At 69.1% G+C, this 18272-nt stretch carries 10 protein-coding genes and 2 pseudogenes; 9 read left to right on the top strand and 3 right to left on the bottom strand.

Features of this window, described 5'->3' with window-relative positions:
* Positions 1-324: 324 nt before the first annotated feature.
* Positions 325-1593 carry a DUF4041 domain-containing protein gene (locus tag ACIA8X_RS28135; RefSeq protein WP_399459390.1) on the bottom strand — a complete coding sequence of 423 codons (1269 nt, stop codon included), beginning with the start codon at positions 1591-1593 and terminating at the stop codon, positions 325-327.
* A gap of 1781 nt (positions 1594-3374) precedes the next feature.
* Between ACIA8X_RS28135 and ACIA8X_RS28130 the strand changes: the two genes are divergently transcribed.
* The 5 genes and pseudogenes from ACIA8X_RS28130 to ACIA8X_RS28110 all read left to right on the top strand — a co-directional run.
* Complete coding sequence (locus ACIA8X_RS28130) at positions 3375-3821, top strand: hypothetical protein (RefSeq protein ID WP_399459389.1); 447 nt, start codon at positions 3375-3377, stop codon at positions 3819-3821.
* 548 nt (positions 3822-4369) lie between these two features.
* A complete protein-coding gene (locus ACIA8X_RS28125; protein WP_399459388.1) occupies positions 4370-5344 on the top strand; it encodes a hypothetical protein in 975 nt (324 codons plus the stop codon).
* Positions 5345-5407: 63 nt separating this feature from the next.
* On the top strand, positions 5408-7465 hold the full coding sequence (locus ACIA8X_RS28120) for an ATP-binding protein (RefSeq protein ID WP_399459387.1): 2058 nt from the start codon (positions 5408-5410) through the stop codon (positions 7463-7465).
* 5 nt (positions 7466-7470) lie between these two features.
* A complete protein-coding gene (locus ACIA8X_RS28115) occupies positions 7471-9093 on the top strand; it encodes an ABC transporter substrate-binding protein (RefSeq protein ID WP_399459386.1) in 1623 nt (540 codons plus the stop codon).
* A 200-nt stretch (positions 9094-9293) separates the two neighbouring features.
* Positions 9294-9479 (top strand): annotated as a pseudogene (locus ACIA8X_RS28110) (Uma2 family endonuclease); the annotation flags it as partial.
* 11 nt (positions 9480-9490) lie between these two features.
* Here the strand turns inward: ACIA8X_RS28110 and ACIA8X_RS28105 are convergent.
* Positions 9491-10729: a hypothetical protein gene (locus ACIA8X_RS28105; protein ID WP_399459385.1), complete on the bottom strand. Its 1239-nt coding sequence runs from the start codon at positions 10727-10729 to the stop codon at positions 9491-9493.
* 1146 nt (positions 10730-11875) lie between these two features.
* Between ACIA8X_RS28105 and ACIA8X_RS28100 the strand changes: the two are divergent.
* Together ACIA8X_RS28100 and ACIA8X_RS28095 are read left to right on the top strand one after the other, a co-directional pair.
* Positions 11876-12441, top strand: a pseudogene (locus ACIA8X_RS28100) (Uma2 family endonuclease).
* Positions 12442-12991: 550 nt separating this feature from the next.
* A complete protein-coding gene (locus tag ACIA8X_RS28095) occupies positions 12992-14413 on the top strand; it encodes an ATP-binding protein (protein WP_393454924.1) in 1422 nt (473 codons plus the stop codon).
* 398 nt (positions 14414-14811) lie between these two features.
* Here the strand turns inward: ACIA8X_RS28095 and ACIA8X_RS28090 are convergent, their stop codons facing one another.
* On the bottom strand, positions 14812-15543 hold the full coding sequence (locus ACIA8X_RS28090; RefSeq protein WP_393454921.1) for a TetR/AcrR family transcriptional regulator: 732 nt from the start codon (positions 15541-15543) through the stop codon (positions 14812-14814).
* Positions 15544-15657: 114 nt separating this feature from the next.
* On the opposite strand from ACIA8X_RS28090, the gene ACIA8X_RS28085 reads away from it, so the two are divergent.
* On the top strand, positions 15658-16254 hold the full coding sequence (locus ACIA8X_RS28085) for an NADPH-dependent FMN reductase (RefSeq protein WP_393454918.1): 597 nt from the start codon (positions 15658-15660) through the stop codon (positions 16252-16254).
* A 28-nt stretch (positions 16255-16282) separates the two neighbouring features.
* Entirely contained in the window at positions 16283-17815 is a 1533-nt protein-coding gene (locus ACIA8X_RS28080; protein WP_393454916.1) for an MDR family MFS transporter, read from the top strand.
* Positions 17816-18272: the final 457 nt, after the last annotated feature.

Raw genomic sequence — 18272 nt, 5'->3', positions numbered from 1 at the left:
GGGCAACGGCGTTCACCAGGCCATGCTCGGCATCGCCCGGCTCCACAACATGGCCCTCACCGGATAACTCACGCCCCATACGGGACAACCTCTAGGCGACGTCCTGGTTACGGGGTTTCTACCGACCCACGGGGGCATTGGCGGCCTCCTGCTCGAACTGGTGCATCAGCGAGGTGTAGGTGTCCGTGTGGCTCGCGAGCACCCCAACCGGAGAAGTGACCGCTCACCTCGCAGCGGGAAGTACCTCCAAGGTCACCTGGATCAGTCTGGATGGCGCCGCCTGCCGTCTGGACGCACCCGACGAGGTTGACTGAGTCGAGTCCGTCAGCGCCCGGCAGCGATCTGGCTGGCCCTCCATTCAGGAGCCTCGGGCGTGTCCTGGAACTCCAGGAGGTGCTGTCCGGCGAGCCGCTGCAGGGCGGCGCGTACGTCTGCCGGTGTGACGTAGAAGAACTCCCGGCGTAGGTTGACCCGGTTGACGCGGCGGGACTCGAACTCCTGGTGCAGGCGGCGTTCCAGGCCGACGGCGTCCTCACTGAAGATCAGGGCGTGTACGTCGAAGCGGAAGGGGACGGACGCGTCACCGAGTTCGATGACGCGGTCCATGGGATCGAGACGCCGGGTCATACCGATCTTGACCATGCGCTCGCCGAACGCTCCGACGTTGGAGATGACGTAGACGTATCCGGCCCGGATGTTGGCCTCGCGGGCGTCGACCGCCTCCAGTTCGGCGCCCAACTCGGCGAGCTTTCCTTCGAGTTCGGCGATGGCAGCCGCATCGCCGGTGCCGGAGCGCAGGCGGCGCAGGGCGCCCTCGTAGTGGCTGCGTTCCTTCTCCAGCCGTTGCCGCTCGCGCTCGATCTCGCGCTGCAGGCGCTCCTCCTCGCGCTGCTGGGCTCGTAGCTCTCGCTGCTCCTCCCGCTCGGTCTCCTTCCTCACCAGGTAGTCCGCCGTCAGCTCCAACTCCTGTACCCGCAGTTGGTGGTAGTCATCGCCGATGCGGATCTGCATGGTGGCGCCGAGCCGGGCGATCGACTCCCGTGTCTTGCCGAGCCGGTCGATCAGCGAATCGAGCCGGTGCGGCTTCATGCCGCGCACCGCGTTGTCCGCCTCGGCGTTGTACGCGCGCAGCATCAGCTTGGAGAAGTCACGGACCATCTTGCGGCCCTTGGCGGCTGAGCCGTCCACCATCCAGTACTGGTTCCCGAGCACTGCCCGGTCGTCCCTCGCCAACTGCTTGTAGCGGGCCTTGAGACTGCCGAGCCGGTCCTTGTAGGCGAGCGCGTCGGCGAGCGGATGGCGGTACTCGTAAATGCCGGCCTCTTGCAGCATCCGCGTCTCATCGGTGAGTACCAGATCCCGGCGCGCGGCCGTGAGGCGCTGTTCGGCCTCCGCCGTCTGGCGAGCCATGTCGTCGGCTTGGCGGCGCACGTCGACCAGCGACTGCGCGGCGCTCTCGGCGGCGTGCTCTATCTTCTCGTCGAGGAGAGCGTCGATCCGTCCGATCTCTTGGAGCTTCTCCTCGTGCGCGCGGAGCAGTCGCTGCTGCTCGGCGGCTATCTGAGCGCTGTCGGCTCCGATGAGACGACTCAATTGCTCCGTCAGGTGACGGTTGTCTTCCTGTAGTCCGCGTACCTGTGTTTCCATCAGCGCCAGCTCGCCCGCCAGACGTGCCGCCTCGGACTCCGCTTGCTTACGGCGCCGGCCGAACAGACCCCCACCTGTGGCCGGGGCCGTCGCCTGGGGACCGTAGGGGGACTGCTGAGGAACGGGTGCGCTCGGCTGCGGCGCGGCCCCTTCCGGGATCCAGATCTGCCAGCCTGGGGGTGTGGGCCATGCGGGATCCGGTTCCCAGCCCGGTGGCGGGCTCCACCCCTCCGGCGGGGCGGGCCAGGTGGGCGGCGGGTTGAACCGGTAGGTCATGGGGCAACGACTCCTGTCGCGAGAGCGAGAGACGGCCGGCGTAACCCCTATGCCGTCCGGCAGCCAGCGGGCCGAGTCGAACGTACTCGGCCTTGTGGACCTTCGTCCTGCCATCTCCTGTTTTTGGCCCTCCTGGCAGCAGATCCGACGAGGTAGGTAAGCCGCAGGGAGCCGTTAGACTCCGGCCGCTGTCAGGACGGCCCTCCGCCGGCAGCGAAGTGCCCTTCGTCCTCGAGGGACCGGTCCGGCGCCCCCGGGCACGGCCGACCGCCCCTGACGCACCGGGTGAAGGTGAAGCGAAGGTGGCCACCCCTCTGTCCGCGGACAAGTTCCTGTCCGTTCTCAAGAACGCACGACTTGGCGTTGCCGAACACGGATCCTGGCGCACCCACAACCGCGACCAGCACGGCAACTGGAGCCCCGTGAACGGGATGATGATCCACCACACACACGCGCGCGTACTCCTCCGCGTCTTGTACCTCCCCCTGGCCACGCCGCGCGCGCCCGCAACCTGTGGCACGAGGTCGCCCCCCCCTGCAGTCGGCCCGGAACGGATTCAGCACACATGAGGCCGGGAAACCCTGGGAACCTGCAAAAACCACCGAGACATGTTTCTCCAGGTCGAACGCGGTCGTGGCGGAGTTTTCCCAGGTCACGACCTTGATCAGAGAAAACTCCTAAAGCGGGTGTCGCAGGTTCGAATCCTGCCGGGGGCACAACGCATTGTGCCGCTGACCTGGGGTTTCTCTGCCAGGGAGGCGTTTCGTTCGGCCTCGGACTCGTCGTCCGGGGCCGTTTGCGTGAGCGACGGGGAGTTGATCCTGACGCAAGTGAGGGCGCACGAGGCTCGGTCTGTCGGGACATGAGGCGCTGACGGCTGATCGCGCGGGAACCACCTTCGGTACGGGCACGCCCTGCGGAGCCTCCTCGCAGTCCGGGGCATGCAGGACCCGGGGCCGGGCCCGCGCCGGGCGTCCAGGTTCCGCAGCACCCAGCCCGCCGGCCTGCGGGACCCAAGGATCTCCCGCTCGATCGGCGCCGGAAGCCGTGTGGTGGGGACGTCGCCGTAGAGGACGCCGTCAACCGGCCTTACATGGGCCGGAGCTTGCACCCACACCGTGTACCGGGCAGGCACTACGCGACCGTTCCCGCGATCCCGGTTCGACGGCAGGCCCACCGGGCGAGGAAGCCGCTGGGAGACAAAGAGCATTTCCCCTAAGCCAAGCGCACCCGAGAACATTCGGACTCATTCATCCAGGAGAGGGTGAGGGCGAACTGGATTCCGTGACGGTTGAGGTGGCACCATCAGGGTCGCCGGACACCCGCGAGTCCGAGTCCGTGTCCTCGGGCCCTGTCCTCGGGCCGGTGCAGGAGGCTGATGCAAGGCCATGGGCGGGACGAAGAGGCGGCGCCGACGGCCCACAGGAGCAAATTCCTCGAAGGTTGTGTCCATGCGGCTGGCTCTGAAGACGTCGGACCCTGTGCGAGCGCGGTTCCTGCGCAGGGTGCTCATCACACTTCTGGTTGCCGCTGTCGCCGCCGCCCTGGCGATCGGCGGCATTGCGGTGGCCAACGCGGTGAACCAGCCGGAGCTCCGGATACGCGGCATCCCCAGCAGCGGCGTACTGAACGCCGCCGCGCTCTCCGAGGCCACGCTCACAGTGGACGTGGTCGATCGCAACGACGACGAGACGCTGCGCAATGAGGCGCTGCGCAATATCGAGGTCAGACTGAACGGCGAGATCGTCCCCACTCTGTGGGTCGCAAACCACCGGGTGCTCGATGTGGGGGCGTTGCGGGACGGGGAGTACGAACTGACGGTGACCACCGACCCGGGCCTGCTCTCGCGCGAGATCAGTCTCAGTCGCCGCTTCATCGTGGACACCACCCAGCCCTGACCTCAAGGTCCCAGGCGCGTGCTGGACTCGCCCACGAGCACCTCCCCGCCGCCGACCCTGCGGTCCGAAAACTTCTGAAGCGGGTGTCACAGGTTCGAATCCTGTCTGGGGACGCAACGTGATAAGCCGCTGAACTGGGGTTTCTCCCCCGGGGAGGATCGGTATCAGGCGTGGACAGGGCCCACTTGGTTCGTCGGCGTGCGTCATGCGGTCGGTCAGAACAGGCTGGACCGGGTCTTCGCGCTGAGGCAGCCGCCTTCACCTCCGGCACCGGCGACATGAAGCAACTCCTCGCAGGGCGCTCCGTACGAGTCGAGAAGGTCTGACGAGACGCCGCCCGCACCTCACTCCCGGCGTATGGCTCTGACGGTTTGACGGCTCCCGACCAGGACCGCCCCACACGCGCATGGCCAACTTGGGGTGATTCAGCTGGTGTTGTACCTCTGCGTCAGGTGAATCGACCTGATTACAGGAGTGAAAGCAGGGTAGGTGCCGCAGCTGAGCCGTCGGTGCGAGAAGACGAACAGGATCCGTCATTGTCAGCCTCAGTGCCCGCGTTCAGGGACCACGGCGACTTCGCCGCGTACGTCGAGAGGTACGGTCCCCGCCTCCTGCTGTGGATCTGGGACAGGGCGGAGGGGGAGCTGGGCCACCAGATCTCCTGCGCGGAGTTCGGCTCTCTGCAGAGCATTCCCATGAGCGCGGTCCAGGCCATCGTCGGCCACCTCAGCGCCGAGGAGCTGATCAGCTCCCACGGCGGACACGGCACGGACACGGGTGCTCCCGTGGTGACGCTCCGGACCGCCGGGGCGGAGCGGGCTCGTCGGCTGCAGGCCCTGCGCGCGAACTCGGTCCAGCGGGGCCGTCACGCGGCACGCGCCGTACTGCACTGGATTCACGCCAACCCGGACCGGCGGCCGCTGCGGATCAGCGGATTCCTCGATTCGCCGGACGTCTTCTTCCTCGGTGAACCCCTCTCCCGGAGCGAGGTCGCCCGGGCCCTCACCTATCTGGCCGAGGAGGGCCTGATCACCTGTGAGGGGCCGCCGTTCCACAACGACGTCGGCTCACACGTGGCCCTCACCTCGCAGGGCGTGAACGCCGTGCTCAGCGGCTCCTCCGACATCGTCGCGTACGTGGCACAGCAGCGCGAGCGCCGTCGGCCCGCCCAGCACACCCATATAGAGGCCGAGACGATCGGGCACATCACCCAGGGCGACTCCGACAACAGCGTGCACAACAGCATCGAGGTGCACACCGCGCTGGCACCCGCCGACCTCGCCCGGCTCATCGCGGAGCTGGCACCGGGACTGGACCTCGAACCGGAGTCCCGCGCGGCCCTGCTGCGCAGCGCGGATGCCCTGTCGCGCGGCGGCGACAGCGACGGTAACCCTGGGCCGGACCGGCAACGCGGGCTGATGGAGGGGATGCGACGCCTACTGGGTGCCGCCCCCGACACGGTCGGCAGGCAGTTCCTGCTGGACGCTGTCGGCCAGGCGCTGGGGAGGCTGCTCGGAAGCTGAGCCACTCGGAGCACGGAGAAGGACGACGGCAGCCGGAGACGGTGACAGAACGGGGGAAGGGCGATGCCCTTGTACGCACGTGACTCCATCCTGCGCGCGTTGGTGCCCCGTCTGGTCGGCCTGGCAGCCGACCGACGGGAACTCGTCTCCCAGGAACACCGCGGCGACCTTCCCGTGACGCTGCTGACCGGCCGCCACGGCATGGGCAGGACAGCGGTCCTGGACTCCCTGGAAGAGGCCTACCGCGGGCGCGTTCCGCTCGGCAGGGTTGATGCCGCCCAGGTCGAGCAGGGGCGGTGGTCCGGTTCCACGGCGGCCAACACGTCGGCCGTGGTGGAGATCCTGGAGCAGTTGGTGTGCCGGCTGGCGCCCATGGTCCCGGGTGCCGGACGGCTCCGGTTCTCCCGTCTGCTGCCGGGACTGTTCGCCGTGTCCAGCTGGCACCGCGGCAGCGAGGTCGAACAGTCGCTGGCCCGCGACCGGTTCGCACGCCTCCTCGTGGCCTGCGGTCTCGAAAAGGGCACGGCCGACGCGGACGGCAGCCAATGGACGTACGACGTCAGCGAGCGCCTCGCCGACCCGGACCGGCGCCAACACGACCTGGCTCCGGTCACCGAGGCGGTCGTCCAGCAGTACTTCAGCCGGCACACCCGTAGCCGTGCCGAACGGTCTGTGCACCAGTGGTACCAGAGCCGTTTCCCGGGCTCCGAGGACGGTGAAGCCGCCCTGATCCGGCTGAGCCTGCGCTTCCACCAGGGCGGCGACTTCCAGCACGCGGTCGAACGCACCCTGATCGCCGCGTTCCTCGAAGACCTCACCGACGCCCACGGCCGGTGGCAGCGGATCAACCGAACACCGCGCCCCCTGGTCCTGCTGGACAACGTGCACACCGCCGCCGGACAGCGCGTGCTCGGCCTGCTGCTCGAACACCGTGCCGCGCCCGAGTCCGGCACCCGTGACCCGCTGGTCGTCGTCGCGACCCGGCTGGGTGACGGCGCGGACCTCTACCCGGACGCGACGCGCCGCGAACTGCCCGAGCTGATCCACGCCTCCGGCTGGGAGCGCGCCGTCCCCGGCTCGCCGTCGGCGGGACTGCTCGTGATCCCCTTGGCACCGCTGACCCACGACCACCTGTTGCTGATGCTCGACCCGGCCGAGGGTCCACTCCACCGCCATCTGCCATCGGCACTGCACGCCCTGACCCAGGGGCACCCGCAGGGCAGCACGATGCTGTGCGAGGCGGTCGTACGCGCCAGTGGACAACGCGCCGTCGCGCCGGAGGAGTTGCTCGACCTGCCGGCCGAGGAGGGACGACCGGTCGCCGAAGTGCTGCTGGAGCAGCTGATTCCGCAGCCCCAGCTGCGCGCCCATCTGATACCGCTCTCCCTGGCCCGCGACCGGGAGGCCGCACAGGCGCTGGCGCCGGCGTCCGCACCGGCCGGTGGCGGCTTCCCGGGCGCCGGGCTCTCGTCCGCCGCCCAGTACCTGGAGGAGGAGCACTGGACGGCCGGGACGGACGGCGCCGCCCCCGCCACAGGTTTCGTCTCCGACCCGTTCCTGCGCGCCCTGCTGCTCCATGAGGCCCGTACGACCTCCGCGGCAGCCCCGCCGGGACGGCGCTGGGAGGATCTGCACGCTCTCCTGCGCGAGCACCACGCGGCGCGGGGAGCCGGGCACGAGCCCGACGTGCTCCGGCACACCCTGGCGGCCGAGGGCGCGGATCCGGTGGTGAGCGCGCTGACCGAGTCCTTCGGCACCTGGGAGGCCGGCCGCTGGCTGAACACGCTCCGGTACGCCGCCGAGGCCCCCCGGCCCCCGTCGGACGGATGGACCGACGAGCGCGCCGAGATCGCCCGCGGCGCCCATGACCACCGCTACGCCGAGACCGACGACGTACGCAGGTCCGTCAACAGGCTGCTGCACACGCTCTGGTACCTCTCCGAGACCTACGCGGAACCCCTGCCCGACCTGTGTGACGACCTCGGCTCCGAGCTGGCGTTCCTGTCGATGCGGCATCCCTCTGGGCGCGCCGTGCTCAACGAGGCCGCTCGGGCCTGGCCGGCCGCGGCACGCGAGCGAAGGCCCTATCCGAAGTACGGCTCTGCCCGAGACGAGGAGTGAGGACTGTGCTGAACCGCTTCAGGAACCGTGCTCTGGGACCGGCCGACAAGGCACTCGTCCTCGCGGTGGGCGTCGCCCTGCTCGCGGCGATCGCCTTCGTGGTCGTACAACTGCTGCCCGAGGAGTGCGGCGGCGGCCTGGAGGCAGCGGGGGACGAGTGCGTGGGCGTGACCGCCGGAGTTCTGCCGGGCGATCCGGAGCTGGAGGGCCTGATACGCGCCGTGGCGGACGAGAACGCCCGGGTGGAGAAGAGCTGGACGGACCCGGAGAACGGGCAGGCCAGCATCCCCTACGTGCGGATCGCCCTCATGATGCCGTTCACCACCGATGCCACCAGCACCATGAGTACGGAGCAGATCGCCCGCGCACTGGCGGGTGCCCACGCCGCCCAGCTGCGGGCCAACGAGCAGGCGGGGCCGCGCTACCAGCTGCTGCTGGCCAACGACGGGAAGGACCTGGACGAGTGGGCGCCCGTCGTCGACCGGCTCGCCGGGATGACCGACGACAAGGCGCCGCTGGTGGGCGTGTTCGGCATGCCGAGCAGCACTCCGGACACGCTCGATGCGGCCCACGCCCTCTCCGCTCACCGGATCCCGACGATCGGCCCCATCCTCACCTCGACCACCATGGAGGCCGGGTACCTCTTCAAGACGTCCCCGTCGAACGACCTCTTCGCCGAGGCGCTGCGGGAGTACCTCGACAAGAACCCGGGGCACGGTACGGGCTTCCTCGTCTCGGACCGGCGAGAGCAGGACAGCTACTCCGCCGACCTGCGGGAGGTCTTCCTCGCGCACTTCGGCAAGGAGTACGGGCTGAAGCAGCGGCAGGCGTCCTATCTGGGACTGACCGGCGACGACGAGGGCGTCCCGCAGCGCTTCTCCGACGCCGCCCGCAGTATCTGTCTGACCGAAGCAGACACGGTCTTCTTCGCGGGACGCGATCACGATCTGCCCCATCTGGTGGACCGGCTGGCGAATGAACCCTCCTGCGACCACGGGAAGCCGACGCGCATCCTGAAGGTGGGAATAGGCATGGCTCCCGAGACCACCACGGCGGACGTCACCGAGCAGCTGCGGGAGGCCCGGATCACCCTTGTGGACGCCGCCTCCGTCGACACCCGGTCCTGGGCGGGGAACGAGAAGCTCGCGGCCGGGCCTCGCGGCTTCCTGAAGCAGTTCGAGAAGCTGCGGGCGAAGCTGCGAAACGATGCGGCAGACAAGCAGCCATGGGGGAACAAGCCCCTGGACGACGGCTACGCGGTCATGTACTACGACGCCTTCACCGTGCTCTCCCAGGCCACCGGCCGAGCGTACGACGACATCAACGGCGAGAGGATGGGGACGGAAGGAGAGGCAGAGACCAGCAGTGCCCCGATCCTGCCGAAGCATGACGACGTCTACAACACCGTGATCAACATGAACATCCTCGGCACCCAGTCCGGGGCGAGTTGCGTCAACTGCGTACGCGGAGCCAGCGGCACCTTCGGCTTCGACGACTCTCCGGACACACGGAAGTGGGCGGTCTGCAAGCCCGTGCCCGTCATCGAGTACCCGAAACCGGCCTCCGGCACGAAGGCGGCCGGGATCTACCGCAGCCACGAGGACATCTTCAACGGCACCTGTCCCTGACGGAACCTGGCCCGGGGTCAGGCCGGACCGAACCTCTCGGCGTGCACCTGCCATGCCGGGCTCCTGCAGATCTCGCGGGCCGAAGAGCACAGCCCTGGTCCTGGCGGGAGGGCCACAGACACACCCGTCGCGTGAGGAGCATGCGGAGCGTGGGCCCGATCCGTTGACGCCGGAACCGTCAATTCCAACCGCCGTTCGGCGCTCCGAGTGCGTCCAAGCCGCGCAACCGGCCGGCCCTGATTCGGGCGAACGCCCTGGACGCCGCCGCGGGACCGGAGTGGAACGCCGACACGGGCTTCGACGTCCGGCTTCAGGACGTCCCGCTCACCAATCGCCGCCCGGACGTCGTCGTATACCGCGCAGACACGATCGGCATCATCCTCACAGTGCAATACACCTAGCTCACCGCACTGCCGTTGCGCGACGAGCCCCGGCCGTCGTCGGGCGGCGCGGAAGGTGTGGACGGCGCGGCGGCACACAGTATCCCGAGCACGTACGGCAGGTTCTCGCCGCCCGCGCCGATCAGCACCCGCGCCCCCGGCACCGGTCCGCCCACGGACTCGCACTCGGCGACGAGCGGGAACTGCGCCTCCTGCGCCCCGGCCGACCCGTCCCTACGCTGGTAGCCGAACCGCATCCGCAGTGGGTCGTCCCGGTGCGGCGGCCGCACCCGGACGAGCCGCAGCGCCCCGGGGAACGGCTGCACCCCGAAGGTGCCGCCCGTGGCCGGTCCGGGCACGGCAGCGAGCCCCTGCGGGCCCGTCCGCAGCCACCCCGCCGACAGCGCCTTCCACGGGCCCGGCCCCCAGACGGCACCCGGGAAGCGGTGCTCGGTCACCGGCACGAAGGGCTCCATCCACTCCAGCGCCGGCAGCCTGCGCCGTATCCTCCGGTGCGCCCAGCAGGCCATGGCCACCGCGCTCACCGCGCCCACGAAACCCGCGGTCCACGCCATCGTGCGCGGTGAGGGTTCTGCGAACAACGCCCCCAGGGCCCCGCCCAGCCCCGCCATAGTGAGGGCCACACCCGGCGCCGCCGTCTGCCACGGCCAGTTCAGCCGGGATGCGCCCCCACACACGATCCGCCACAGCCCCGCCCACAGAGCCGCCGCGCCCAGTCCGGCGACGGCCGCCCCGAACGCGGCGGGCGGCGTGAACTCCCGGCCCGGGTAGTGCGCTGTGCGGATCGTCCACGCTTCTCCGCCCGCCGACACCTCCAGCAGCCGCACCGAACCGCGCCACCAATACAGGGTCGCCTCACCGCGCCCGCCGGCGGCTTCGACAACGTCCTCGGCTCCGTAGGCGACGTGCAGCGCGAGCGCCAGCGGCCGCCCGCCGGACCGGCCGAACTCGAACAGGTAGCGGCCGCCACTCCTGGTGTTCCGCTTCCGTAGGACGTCGTCCACCACCACCTGCTCCGCCCGCAGACAGAAGGGCCCCCGGTACCGGTCCCCGCACACCTTCAGACGGCCCGTGTCCCGCCCTTCGGCGTCGCGTATCTCCAGGCGCGGGAAGCCGAGGTCGTCGGCGCGGCCGCGCTCCGCGCTCTGCGCCAGCTGCCACACCGCCCCGAGCAGCACGATGGCCAGCACCACCCGTACGGTCCCCCACACCACGTCATGCACCCGCCCGCGCACAAGCCCCACCTCCCTGCCCCGGACGTCGGTCGCGCCGGTGCGGCAGGGCAGAAGTCTGCCATCAGGGGAATGCGCGGGAGGCCCCAGTTGTAGTACCCGTCTGTGGTGCGGACACCTATGTCCGTCTCGCCGTGGGTTTCGACGTCGCAGGGGCGGCACCGGTCCGGCGGCATGGGGCAGAGGCCGTCGAGATCCTATGCGCTCACCCCGGCCCCGGACGCTCCGCGAACACGCATGGCCTTCCTCAAGACCCGCCAGGCTGCTACGCCAGTCGCGGTGCCGCACCACCCGCATCAGCGGCCTCGCCCGGCCGTGCTCACCCGCCACCCCAGCGCCTGAGCACGCCCACTCACTGCACGAGTGGTGGCAGGACTTCTTACATCTGCCGTACAGGGCGGGCCGGTGGCCGCATCCCGGGCTGCCCCCAGGACGGATTCAGCACACAAGCCGGGAAACCCCGCGAACACGTGAGAACTACGGAGGGGTGTCTACCCAGGCCAGGCACCACACAGTCGACGTTTGCACAGGTCAAGGTCCCGCCCAGGGAAAACTCCTAAAGCGGGTGTCGCAGGTTCGAATCCTGCCGGGGGCACAAACGCGTTACGCCGCTGACCTGCGGTTTCTTCCCCAGGGAGGCGCTCTATTCGGCCTCGGACTCCTCGTCCGGGGCCGTTTGCGTGAGCGGGCGGGGAGTTGATCTCCCCAATGGCGCCCAACGGATCGGCGCCATCCGGCACGGACTCAGGGCCGGGCACATAGTCACCGGCGCGCTTCGGCTCCGTCTGGGTCGCGGCGTTCTCAGAGGGGGCGCCAGCGTGCGGTGCAAGCCGGGCGGCGGCCCCTGCGATCGCCCGATCCGCCTCGGGCAGCAGACGCTTACCGAACGGGACAAGGTCCCCGCCGCGCCGTATCCTCGCCGGCCGTACCGCGGCGGTTGTCTCACTGTGTCAGCGGTGCCGCTGACCTGTTCCGGTCCCCTGGTGACGAGGCCACCGCGCCGGTTCCTCACTCTGGCCGTGGGCGCGCTGGTCGGATGGCGGCCGACGGGGGGGATGCGCGAGCGGGACACGCATTCCGGACGGATGGCAGACAGTACGCTGAATCCAGCGGGATCGGGCCCGCAGCACAGTGTCCCGGAGGTGCTTCATGACGGCCGAGATGGTGGCCCCGGCGTGGATGCATGAACAGATCACGGCCGAGGAGTACGAGTCCTGGTCCGAGGAGCAGTGCGCCGGCATCGAGATCGTGGACGGGATGGTCGTCGTGAGTCCGAGGGCGTCCAAGCGGCACAACCGGCTGGCCCGGATTGTGGCGAACGCCCTGGATGCCGCGGCGGGCACGGAGTGGAACGCCGACACGGACTTCGACGTCCGGCTTCAGGACCTCCCGCTCACCAATCGCCGCCCGGACGTCGTCGTCTACCGCGCAGACACGATCGACATCACCCCCACCCGTCCTGAGCACGTGCTGCTGGTCGCGGAGGTGGTGTCGCCGGGCTCGGAGACCACCGACCGGATCGTGAAGGCGACCAGTACGCCAAGGCAGGCATCGACTTCTACTGGCGGATCGAGCAGGCCGCGACAGGCGTTCCTCTCGCGTACACCTACGTTCTCAACCCCGCGACGCAGACCTACCGGGACGGAGCCGTGTTCACCGGCGTCCTCAAGGTAGTGGCCCCGTTCCCGGTAGAGATCGACCTCGGGCAGGTCTGACCAGGCGCTGCTTGACAGCCAACAGCGCGTGAGCGATGCGTGAGCGGACTGCCCGACACAGGGCTGCATGAGCCGGATCAAGTGGCTCGCCGCGCGGCTCTGACCAGGGGAAACAGCACCGCGCGGCAGCGCCAGGCACCCCCCGGCAAGGATCCAATCCCACTCCTAAAGCGGGTGTCGCAGGTTCGAATCCTGCCGGGGGCACAACTTGCATAGCAGGTCAGAGGGCTGACGGCCCCTCGTTCTATTCGAACGGGGGGCCGCTTTCATGATCGAATGCCACATGGATGCCACATCCCCACACGATCTTGTCCGTTCGGGGCCACGAGGGGCACGGCGGGGACCGGCAGTGCACTCCGCCGCAACAGGAAGTCCACCTCCGGGGTTCAAAGCGGAGGCGCGATCCCGAATGAGCGGTCGCCACCGTTTCCGACCCGGTAAGGACAAGTGAGGCCATTCAGAGATTCACAAGGCTCCATCCGCTAGACTTGCATCAATGAAAGTTTCATCAAGGAAACTTTCCTGCCCAACTCGTGCGAGGCGGTGCGTCATGAACGGATTTATCGGCCGCCGAACAGAACTCGGTCTCCTGGATGACCTGCTACAACCAGTGAAGACGGGCGGGCGCAGCGGACGCCCCGGGCGTGCAGTGCTGATCCGCGGACGCCGCCGCGTCGGCAAGTCCCGACTGGTGGAGGAGTTCCTCGAGCGCGCCGGACTACCGCACGTCTTCTTCACCGCCGTCGGCGGCTCAAAAGAAGAAGACCTGGCGGGCTTTGCCGCCGAAGTGAGCACCTCCAGCCTGCCCGACGCGGGCCACTTCGCGGACTTCACCGCCCCTCAGACCTGGGACGGCGCCCTGAGTCTGCTCGCGAGCGCCCTCCCCACCGATGCACCCAGCGTCGTGGTCCTCGACGAGATGCCCTACCTCGTACGCGAGGACCCCAGCTTCGAGGGTGCCCTGCAGAAGGCCTTCGACCGGACGCTGTCCAAACTGCCGGTTCTGCTCATCCTCATCGGCTCCGACGTCGCCATGATGGAACAGCTCAACACCTACGGACGGCCCTTCTACCAGCGCGGCACCGAAATGATCGTCCCCCCGCTGAACCCAGCCGAGGTCGCCACCATGCTCGACCTCCCCGCCGCCGACGCCTTCGACGCCTACCTCATCTCCGGCGGACTCCCACTGATCCTTGAAGAGTGGCCGCACGGCGCCGGGCTGTGGGACTACCTCGCGTCCGCGCTGCGCAAGCCCACCTCAGCCCTGCTCGTCAGCGGTGAGCGCACCCTGGCCGCCGAATTCCCCACCGAGGCGCAAGCCCGCACCGTTCTCGGTGCCATCGGCCACGGTGAACGCACCTTCACCCTGATCGGCCGTGCCGCCGGCGGCCTCAACCCCGGCTCCGTCAAACGCTCCCTCGAACTCCTCACCACGCGCCGCATGGTCGCCGCCGACCTGCCCCTGTCCACCAAACCCAGCCGCGAGACCCGCTACCGCATCGACGACCCCTACCTGCGCTTCTGGCTCTCCTTCATCGGCCCCGGCATCCCCGCCGTCGAACGAGGCCGCGGCGACCGCGTCCTCGACTCAATCCGTACCAGCTGGACATCCTGGCGCGGCCGGGCCATCGAACCCGTCATCCGCGAAGCCCTCTGGCGCCTGGCCGACGACCGCCTCCCCGAAGGCACCAACGCCGTCGGCGGCTACTGGACCCGCACCAACGACCCCGAAATCGACCTCGTCGGAGCCGACCGCTCCCCCATCGCCAAGAAGATCACCTTCGCCGGATCGGTCAAGTGGCTGGAAAACAAACCCTTCGACCAACGCGACCTCTCCCGCCTCTTCACCCACCGCTCCCAACTCCCCGGCGCCGACGACGACACCCCCCTGCTCGCCGTCACCCGCAGCGGCAGCACCGTCGAAGGGATCCCCACCCTCACGCCCGAGGACCTCCTCGACGCCTGGACCTGACACACGAGAAGCCATTTCACGAAGAGCTACACCCATCCACGTTCCGGCGCTCCTGGAAGGTGTGTCTCGTTCTGCGGCTGCGGCGTCCGCGGTGGCCACTCACCTGTCCGTGCCTGCCTGGCGTGAAGCCCCGAACGAACCCAGTCCGGTGTCGATGCGCCGGGCTGCTGCCGATGAGCCCAACCGTGCGCACCAGGCCAGCTCCAGCTGAGGCGCATTCGGTGGACATGCGCTTTATGGACTACATCACCCAGCTGTCGCTGCGGCCGCACGACCACCGCACGGGTACTGGGTGAGCACTCACCGGCGCCAGGTCTACTCCCGGTAGGGCGGATAGAGGTGAGAGAACAGCATGCGGTGGACCTCCGTCGGATCCCCTTCGCCGGGCGCCGGGAAGTTCAGATGCCGAGGCGATCCGCGATGCCGTCGAGCACGCAGTCGAGGCCGAACTCGAACGCCCAAGTGTGGTCGTCCTTGCGCGCCGCCCCCACGGCGTAACGCTCGTAGGCCGGGTAACGGCCCGTGCTCATCAGGTAGTTCATCTGCGGAGCGAGCGCCTGGCGGGTCTCGTCACCGCCGGCCCAGCCGTGCCGCTCCTGGTACTCGCGCAGGACGATCTCGGCCTGGGTCGAGCCGTGCACGTAGGTGTTGACGGCCCGGAAGGCAGCCATCATCGAGTCGGCATCCAGGTCGCACGCGGCGAGCGCCGCCAACTGCCGTTCGGCCACGGCCATCCGCGACGGCGTGAGCGAGATCAGCGGAATGGATCCCATCCAGGGGTGCGCCAGCATCAACTCCCGTGTCTGCAGGGCGAAGGAGCGCAGCACCTCCCGCCAGCCCGCCGCGTCGTCCGGCGCAGCCAGCTGCCGGGAGACCCGGTCGATCATGAGCGCCCAGAGGTCGTCCTTGCCCGCCACATGACGGTAGGCCGCCATGGGGGCGACGCCGAGCTTCGTGGCGAGACGGCGCATGGTGACGGCGGCGGCGCCTTCCTCGTCGGCGATCTCGACTGCGGCGGCGGCGATCCGCTCCAGGCTCAGTGAGGCTCGGGGCGCGGGGGCGGGCCGCTCCATGCGCTCCCAGAGAGAGGGCTCCGCGACCTTGCTCTCATCCTGCTTCCGAGCCGCCATGGCACGAATCCTCTCCGTCGACGTCGCGTACAGCGTATCCCGGGTAGACGCCGTACACATCCATGTGTACGTTGTACTCATTCAGATACGACGTACACAACCAGGGGGTCTTCCATGTCTGCCACCACCGAGCCGCTCCGCGTCGCCGTACTCGTCGGCTCCACCCGCGAGGGCCGCTTCGGGCCCGTCGTGACGAAGTGGCTCAGCGGCCACCTCAAGCAGCGACGCGACATGCGAGCCGATGTCATCGACCTTGCGGAGACCCCGCTGCCGACGGTGTTCCCGGCCTTCGGCCAGCAGCCGCCGCCCGGCACCGAGGAGGCGCTCACCCTCGTGACGCCGCGGCTCGCCGCCGCCGATGCGTTCGTGTTCGTCACGCCCGAGTACAACCACAGCTATCCGGCACCCCTTAAGAACGCCATTGACTGGCACAACGAGCAGTGGCACGGCAAGCCGGTCGCGTTCGTCTCGTACGGGGGCCTGTCGGGCGGTCTGCGCGCGGTGGAGCATCTGCGGGTCGTCATGGCCGAGTTGAATGCCACGACCATCCGCAACACGGTCAGCTTCCACGAAGCCTGGAGCCGATTCGACGACTCCGGTGCTGCCAAGGACCCGGCCGCCGACACCGCCGGGAAGGCGCTGCTCGATCAGTTGGCCTGGTGGGGCCACGCCTTGCGCGACGCCAAGGCCCTTCGTTCGTACGTCGCCTGAGTCGGCGCCAGAACCGTAGGGGGACTCCATGAAGCAACGTACGGGCGAGAAGCCGCGCGGAACCACCACGCCGGACGAGACCGATGCCCCGCCTTCCCGGGTCGTCATCCTCGGCCTGCTGCTCGGCATCGTGCTCGCCACGCTCGACGGCACCATCGTCGGCACCGCACTGCCCACCATCGTCGGCGACCTGGGCGGTCTCGACCAGCTTTCCTGGGTCCTCACCGCCTATCTGCTCACGATGGCCGTCTCCACACCGATATGGGGCAAGCTCGGCGATCTGTACGGCCGCAAGGGCAGCTACCTCACATCCATCACGGTCTTCCTCGTCGGTTCCGTGCTGTGCGGACTTGCCCAGGACATGGGGCAGTTGATCGCCTTCCGGGCGCTGCAGGGCATCGGCGCGGGCGGCCTGTTCGTGGGGGCTCTCTCGCTCATCGGGACGCTGCTCGCTCCGGCGGAGGCCGGGCGCGCCCAGTCACTGATCGGGGTGCTGCTACCTGCCGCGACGATCGGCGGCCCGCTGATCGGCGGCTTCCTCACTGACCAGTGGGACTGGCGATGGGTGTTCTACGTCAATGTGCCGGTCGGCGCCGTGGCGCTCGCCCTCATCGGCTTCGGGGTGCGGCTGCGCGGCGAACGCGTCAAGGCGCGGATCGACCTCGCCGGCGCGGGACTGCTGACCATCGCGATCCTCGCCCTGACACTGCTCGCGAGCTGGGCAGGGACGACGTACGCCTGGACATCACCGCAGATCATCGGGCTCGGCCTGGTGTTCTTGGCCACGCTCGCCGCCTTCGTGCGCGTGGAGCGGCGCGCCCCGGAGCCGGTGATCCCGCCCCGGCTGTTCCGCGACCGCAACTTCACGGTGGCGCAGGTCCTGAGCTTCGTCACGGGTGCGGCCATGCTGGCGGCCGCGAGCTATATGCCGCAGTACATGCAGTTCGTGCAGGACATGTCGTCCACGGAGAGCGGCCTGCTGCTCATCCCGCTGATGCTCGGCATGATCGGCGCACAGCTCGCCATCGGGCGGCGGGTGAGCGACGGCGGCCACTACCGCGGCTACCCGATCGTGGGCGGCGCGCTGGCCACGGTGGGTGCCCTGGCCCTGCTGACGCTCCGCACCGGCACGACCGCGAGTCTGGCCTCCGGCCTGACGTTCGTGCTCGGCGTGGGGATCGGCTGCCTGATGCAGCCGACGATGCTGATCACGATGAACAGCGCCGAACCACGCGACATGGGCGCGGCCAGCGGCACCCAGACACTGCTGCGCACCATCGGCGGCTCGCTCGGCGTCGCGATCCTCGGCTCCGTCTACACGAACCGTCTCGCCGCCACCGTCACGGACCGGCTCGGCGCCGACGGGCAGCGACTGACCGGCGGGGAGCTCACGCCCGCGCTGCTGCGTGACCTGCCGAACCCGGTCCAAGACGCCTTCCGGGCCGGCGTCGTCGACGGACTGCACGGTGTCGCGCTCGGCACGGCAGCACTGTGCGCCGTGACGTTCGCGGTGTCCTGGCTGATCCGGGAGGTCCCGCTGCGTGGCAGACAGTCTTCCTAGGTAATGGCCGCCGCCCAAGCGGCGCGGAGCACCGTGGCTCTGAGCCGAACGAACCCTGAGCGGTAGTCAGTCGAACGCCTGGTAGTCGGTCACCTGCGGCTTTGATCCGACTGGCCATGCGGGGGACCAGGCGGAGGGTCTCGGGAGTCGCGCGGGGACAGAAGAGCAAAGGTGCTGTGGCGACGATGACGGCAGTGGTCGAGAATGGGCTGGCCTGCGGAACGGATTCAGCACACATGAGGCCGGGAAACCCCGCGAACACGTGAGAACTACGGAGGGGTATTTTCCCAGGCCAGGCGCCCCACAGTCAACGTTTCCGCAGGTCACAGCCCCGCCCAAGGAAAACTCCTAAAGCGGGTGTCGCAGGTTCGAATCCTGCCGGGGGCACCGACCAAGAGGCCCCGGACCGACCATGGTCCGGGGCCTTTTTGACGGCGGAGCTTTACGGCAGTCCGCG

The organism is Streptomyces sp. NPDC051738 (assembly GCF_044453205.1).
In the GTDB taxonomy this organism is placed as follows: Bacteria; Actinomycetota; Actinomycetes; order Streptomycetales; family Streptomycetaceae; genus Streptomyces.
This window is presented reverse-complemented; position numbering and strand designations above follow the sequence as displayed.